General features: G+C 43.1%; 5 protein-coding genes, 1 tRNA gene, 2 pseudogenes and 1 CRISPR repeat array. Of the genes and pseudogenes, 4 read left to right on the top strand and 4 right to left on the bottom strand.

What is annotated here, in order from left to right; genetic code table 11:
* Positions 1–551, bottom strand: a pseudogene (locus C5469_RS23885) (hypothetical protein); the annotation flags it as partial.
* A gap of 345 nt (positions 552–896) precedes the next feature.
* A CRISPR array of direct repeats spans positions 897–1,888; the repeat unit is 28 nt; unit sequence GTGCACTGCCGTACAGGCAGCTTAGAAA.
* Between the two features lie 59 nt (positions 1,889–1,947).
* Here C5469_RS23885 and C5469_RS24155 point away from each other — a divergent pair.
* A pseudogene (locus tag C5469_RS24155) lies at positions 1,948–2,055 on the top strand (hypothetical protein); the annotation flags it as partial.
* An 83-nt stretch (positions 2,056–2,138) separates the two neighbouring features.
* Here the strand turns inward: C5469_RS24155 and hspQ are convergent.
* Complete coding sequence (gene hspQ / locus C5469_RS22000; RefSeq protein WP_083451855.1) at positions 2,139–2,456, bottom strand: heat shock protein HspQ; 318 nt, start codon at positions 2,454–2,456, stop codon at positions 2,139–2,141.
* 226 nt (positions 2,457–2,682) lie between these two features.
* On the opposite strand from hspQ, the gene yccX reads away from it, so the two are divergent.
* Entirely contained in the window at positions 2,683–2,961 is a 279-nt protein-coding gene (gene yccX, locus C5469_RS21995; RefSeq protein ID WP_166310754.1) for an acylphosphatase, read from the top strand.
* Between the two features lie 13 nt (positions 2,962–2,974).
* Here the strand turns inward: yccX and tusE are convergent, their stop codons facing one another.
* Entirely contained in the window at positions 2,975–3,304 is a 330-nt protein-coding gene (gene tusE / locus C5469_RS21990) for a sulfurtransferase TusE (protein WP_166310752.1), read from the bottom strand.
* 182 nt (positions 3,305–3,486) lie between these two features.
* Here tusE and C5469_RS21985 point away from each other — a divergent pair.
* Positions 3,487–3,574: transfer RNA gene (locus tag C5469_RS21985), tRNA-Ser, on the top strand.
* Positions 3,533–3,796 (top strand): DUF6538 domain-containing protein, encoded by a 264-nt coding sequence (locus C5469_RS24620; protein ID WP_422615878.1) that lies wholly within the window; start codon positions 3,533–3,535, stop codon positions 3,794–3,796. The genes C5469_RS21985 and C5469_RS24620 overlap by 42 nt, the downstream gene beginning before the upstream one ends.
* Positions 3,797–4,452: 656 nt before the next feature.
* Here C5469_RS24620 and C5469_RS21980 read toward each other — a convergent pair.
* On the bottom strand, positions 4,453–5,022 hold the full coding sequence (locus C5469_RS21980; RefSeq protein ID WP_242689565.1) for a hypothetical protein: 570 nt from the start codon (positions 5,020–5,022) through the stop codon (positions 4,453–4,455).
* Positions 5,023–5,458 lie beyond the last annotated feature (436 nt).

The following is a 5,458-nucleotide window of genomic DNA, read 5'->3' as shown; positions in this document are numbered from 1 at the left end:
GCTTTGACGTGCTGGGTGGGGACGAGCCTGACGGTATAGCCCATCGCCTGTAACGTTCTCCCCCAATAATGAGAAGTGGCACCGGCTTCCATGGCAATGACGGTTGATGGCGGGAAAGTCCGCACAACATCAAGGAGTTTTTGCCGTGAAATCTTTCGGTTAGAGGCACCGGAACCGTCCGCCATCCAGACGCAGACCTGAAAAACATTTTTGGCAAGGTCAATGCCAACCACTTTGATCGTATATTGCGTCAGATAACTGCATAGTGGCACTAAAACGGAAGGGGCGACACTGACAAAACGGGTATAACTGAGCAAGACTGGAAAATCGTTGTGGTAATATTTCCAAAGGCATTCCAAATAGAAGGCTTTAAAATTACGGTAATGTGACAGGTGAAAGAGGATCAAAATGGTCATGATTTCACTGGGAGACATGTGACCTTGTCGGCGGCGTAAACGATGCCCGCTATCGAGACAAAATTGTTCCCATTGAGGGATGAAAAAACGGCAAAAATCATCGACATGACAGAAAATTTCAACTAAGTTGTCCATAGCCTGTTCCACCTCGGAGCTGTTTTTGGTGTGCACCAAAACTTTGCTCCTGGAACAGGCTTCTCGTCAATTTCTTATCCAGAATTCGGGTTAATTTATATATTTATTACAATATGTTAAAACGAATTTAATTATTTCTGTGACTTCTAAATTCTGCCTAAATTTGTACTTACATTGACTAAGATATAGTGTTTCTGTCACATCCTGGTTTTTGACCCTTTTTTAAGGGGCGATTTTAATTTATTGATTTTCAATGGAATATTATTTCTCTTGTAAAAAAGGGTTTTTTCGTTGTTTTATTAAAATATACTTTAACTGTCAGTAGGTTAAGGTTAATATGCAACAGTGCACTGCCGTACAGGCAGCTTAGAAACCTGAAATTTTTGAATACTACGACTTACCCCCTGGTGCACTGCCGTACAGGCAGCTTAGAAACATGGGTGAAAACAACGATAAGGTGCTACTGCGTGCACTGCCGTACAGGCAGCTTAGAAAGGCGACGAGGAAGACGCCGAAGAAGAGGATGACGTGCACTGCCGTACAGGCAGCTTAGAAAGTGATCAGCTGGCAAACTGGCAACCGGCGCTGGTGCACTGCCGTACAGGCAGCTTAGAAAGCGTAATGTGTAGATATATATATTTTGCTTTGGTGCACTGCCGTACAGGCAGCTTAGAAATTTATATGTGATGTATATATACAGGCACAAAAGTGCACTGCCGTACAGGCAGCTTAGAAAGATGATGGACACAACATTCTGTTGGATATTCGGTGCACTGCCGTACAGGCAGCTTAGAAATCACCAATTCCGTATTTATGGCAAATATTAATGTGCACTGCCGTACAGGCAGCTTAGAAACGCCGTAGGCTTTCATGGCCTCAACAACCTTATGTGCACTGCCGTACAGGCAGCTTAGAAATTATTGCAGCAGCGTGATAATGGAGATACAACGTGCACTGCCGTACAGGCAGCTTAGAAAATGAAATCAGTGAAGAAGATGCGAAAGCTGAGGTGCACTGCCGTACAGGCAGCTTAGAAAGGATAACAGCGAATATATGAAATTAAAACAGGGTGCACTGCCGTACAGGCAGCTTAGAAACATCACTCCCTATGCAATTGCCCCGGGTGTTCGTGCACTGCCGTACAGGCAGCTTAGAAACCTGATAATCTGAATCGGCGCCAGACCATAGGGTGCACTGCCGTACAGGCAGCTTAGAAATGTTAATAAGGCTAACTTCGCGATCCTTCACTGTGCACTGCCGTACAGGCAGCTTAGAAAAAAAAGAACGCGCCCGCCTGACAAAAGAAATCGTGCACTGCCGTATAGGCAGTTTAGAAGATGGTGAAACACGACGGGTACGGATTAGAGGCGGAAATCCGTAAGACATTATGGATATGCATCATATTTTTGCGGTAATGGCAACATCTATTGCCGAAGTTGGTCGGGATCATGATTATGATTGGAACATTGCTGAACCGGGTTCAATGCGCTCATTGATACAACTTGTCAAATGTATTTAAAGCGATAGGCAAAAAGAGGCACAGATGCCTAGGTGGTACAAGTAGTTTAAAAACACAATAAAGGTTAGTTAATTGCGTAGTCGTGGAGCCAGTAACTGATTGCGGATGGATTCTGCTAGCTCGTCCAGAGAAGGTTGTTCTGGATGGTCATCTGATGTTTCGTAGGCTAATTGTGCTTCGGCCAAATAAGTATGTACGGGTTGGCCGTCGTCATCTTCCATCACAACATGATACCAAGGAGCAGAACGCAAAGCAGCATTGGATGCAATGTCATCCTCTTGAGGTTGTTCCAGAGAATATTCCACATCAATGTCTACGATCACTCCCAAATACCCCAGAAGCTTGTGACGTACTTGTTGGCCGATACCGAATTTGCTGGCGATAATCATAGTCACCTCCAAAGAGATCTTGTCTTGACACTGATATAAGGGCAGTAAGGTGAATTACAAGAGCATACCCGGTAGTTGAAGTCATTTTTTGTTTTAATTGCGAGAGTGGCTCCATCTATTATTTCAGGCTAGCTGTAGTAAATATAAAACACAACCAAGAATAGTGTGCTTAACTACATATGTGAGCGATACCGCAAGGTGATAGGGTAGATAGGAACTAATTATGATTAAATATGGGTTAATAATTTATGCTTATGGTCGGGTTCAAGGGGTTGGATTTCGCTATCAGACTTTTCGTTGGGCGAAATCTAATAAACTGACCGGCTATGTCTGTAATTTGCATGATGGCAGTGTCAAAATTGTAGCTTATGGTGATGTTGAACAACTGAATAAATTAACCTGTTGGTTAGAACAAGGGGGGCCACCAAGTGCACGAATAGATAGCTTTTCGTCTCAGCCCTGCGCAGTGGAGGATATTCTAGATTTTAGCGTCCGCCACTGAATTAGGTTATTAATCAGATACATTTTACCGGTTTTGGCAGTCCTGCAATTTTAGTTGCCTGCTTTGCTGGGCCTTTGGGAAATAAGCGGTAAAGATAGCGGCTGTTGCCTTTTTCTTCACCATACTTTTGTGCGATTGCTTTTACCAGCATACGAATAGCTGGGGATGTATTAAATTCATCATAAAATTCCCTGACAAAACGAATGACTTCCCAGTGCTGTTCAGTCAAAGCGATTACTTCCTGCTCGGCGAGAAGTAAAGCTATTGCTTCCTGCCAGTCACTGCTATTTTTCAGATAACCTTGCGCATCGGTTTCGATCTCACGACCTTCGAATACCAACATAATTATTTCACCATCAAAGAAAGACAGTAGTAATCTAGCAAAAATTACCTTTATGCCCAAGAATGGCATGCACGTATGCGGATAAAATAAGCCAACAGCAGTGGGAAAGAATAAATTTACGGCAATCGAACAGGAGGAGGCTTTACATCTGTCTCGGTGATGTTTATAGTGCACGCCATTGCGGAGGGGTGGCCGAGCGGCTTAAGGCAGCGGTCTTGAAAACCGCCGATGGGAAACCATCCGAGAGTTCGAATCTCTCCTCCTCCGCCACTTCTTTCTAACCTTATGTTTCTAAATAATTTTCCTAAGATTCGCACCTTGCTGTTACTCATGAGTATACCACACCGTTCCAACGGTGCTGGAGAATTCATTCGTATGTGTACTCATCTTTATCGTCGTGGGCTCATGTATTATTTCCGCCGGAGAATACCTGCTGATTTAGTGCAAGTTTGTAGCAAATCTGAAATAGTTCAATCTCTTAAAACGACCTGAGTACATTACGGATAACAAAGCGGAAAAACTTTCTCTTAAGAGAAAGGAAAGCGCGAAGAACAAACGTAAACCATATGATGAAGCAAGCCTGATTAAGATTTTCACTTCACCACTGTATATTCGTGGTGAGTACCCTAAAGGTTGTGGAGGAAAGGCTGGATATTGGTTACCCATATTGGTTTTGTTTACCGGTGCTAGGTTAGAAGAATTGGCACAACTTAAGTATTGCGACATTAAGAAAGAAACATACTTTAATGGGATGGAAATAAAGAGGTGGGTACTTAACATCACCGATGAGTAACAGTTAAAGAGCGCTAATACATCTCACACTAATTGAGCTTGGATTCTTAGACTATGTTAAAACAGTACAAAAACGTGAGAGGGTATTCCCAGATTTGTTACCAGATATATATGGGAAGATTAGTGGAAACTGGTCGAAATGGTTTGGCCGTTATTTGAGAAAAGAATGTGGTGTTGATGACACAAAGATGGTCTTCCATTTTTTTAGGCATACATTTAAAGATTTATGCAGAATGGCAAGTACACAGAATTACTTACAGGGTCTAATGAAAGAAAAAACTTCGTTATTTTCAACGAGGTTTGTCAGCGGTCTGAAGAGGCCGAAATGGCCTCTTTCTTTTATCTCAAATTTTGCATCACCATTTGCCAACTAGTGTTTTTTCCGGGAATCCTTTATTCCCCGTTTCACCTGAGAACAAATAGTAATCTTGTCCATTAATAGATACGCTCGGCATGCGAGGAGAGGTTTTCGGATTGTCAGGACGTAAAATAAAGCCATTAAATCCTTTAGAACTCTCATCCATCGTTGTCGGGATCAGTGTATAACGGATGAGGGAATAATTACCTTTAGGCAAATTGAGCTGAGACAGCTCCTGTCCAGTAGCCGGACGAATCGCCTGGTAATCAAATACTCGGTCACCAAAAGCGGTATCTTTTGATGGTACTGTAGCTAATACACAACTGTCGAATTTTGCCATTGCGGAAGTGCTGATCTGGCATTCATCAATCGCTTTCAGTTGTTTATCCAGCACAAAGCCTCGCTTAGCGCCACTACCTTTTACGAAGGTGAAGGCATATCGGGTCCCATCTTTAACCAGTTTTGGGTCATCAAATGGGAGATTCGTTGGGTTAGAAACAAAGACAACCAAGTGTTCCATTACCATGCGCTCGGCATCTTCTTTCGAGTAAAGGGAAGCAAGAGTCATAATGCTTAGTCCCTTAATGCCCCCTGTCACGTAGCCCATCGTGCCGTTTATCAGGTACTTTGAAATACCAGCTTCATCCGCGCTTCCAGGCTTAACTTCTGTTTCCGAAAAATTCACATCAACACCTGCAAGTGAGTATGCGTTCTTGGCAACTGAGTAAGCGGGATTCTTATGCCAGTAAATACCATGGAATTTACTGTACTGAGCCGTTTCGGGAGTTTTGCCCACATTTGTGGCGCAGCCAGTCAGCAAAAGCACAGTAGTTACAGATGCAAACAGAGATGAGGTATTGAAAAAGTTCATATAAATTTATATGAACGCATCCCGTTTGCAAGGCTTCCATTGTTCTGACATTGACTGGTAGGTTGCAGCTTTATATCCGGCTTTATTGCAGCCTGACAGCTGCGAGCCCCTATGTCATTCGCCGACTCACGCC

It is taken from the genome of Photorhabdus cinerea (assembly GCF_011189575.1).
In the GTDB taxonomy this organism is placed as follows: domain Bacteria; phylum Pseudomonadota; class Gammaproteobacteria; order Enterobacterales; family Enterobacteriaceae; genus Photorhabdus; species Photorhabdus cinerea.
The sequence above is the reverse complement of the archived record's forward strand: the minus strand, read 5'-3'. Positions and strand labels throughout refer to the sequence as shown.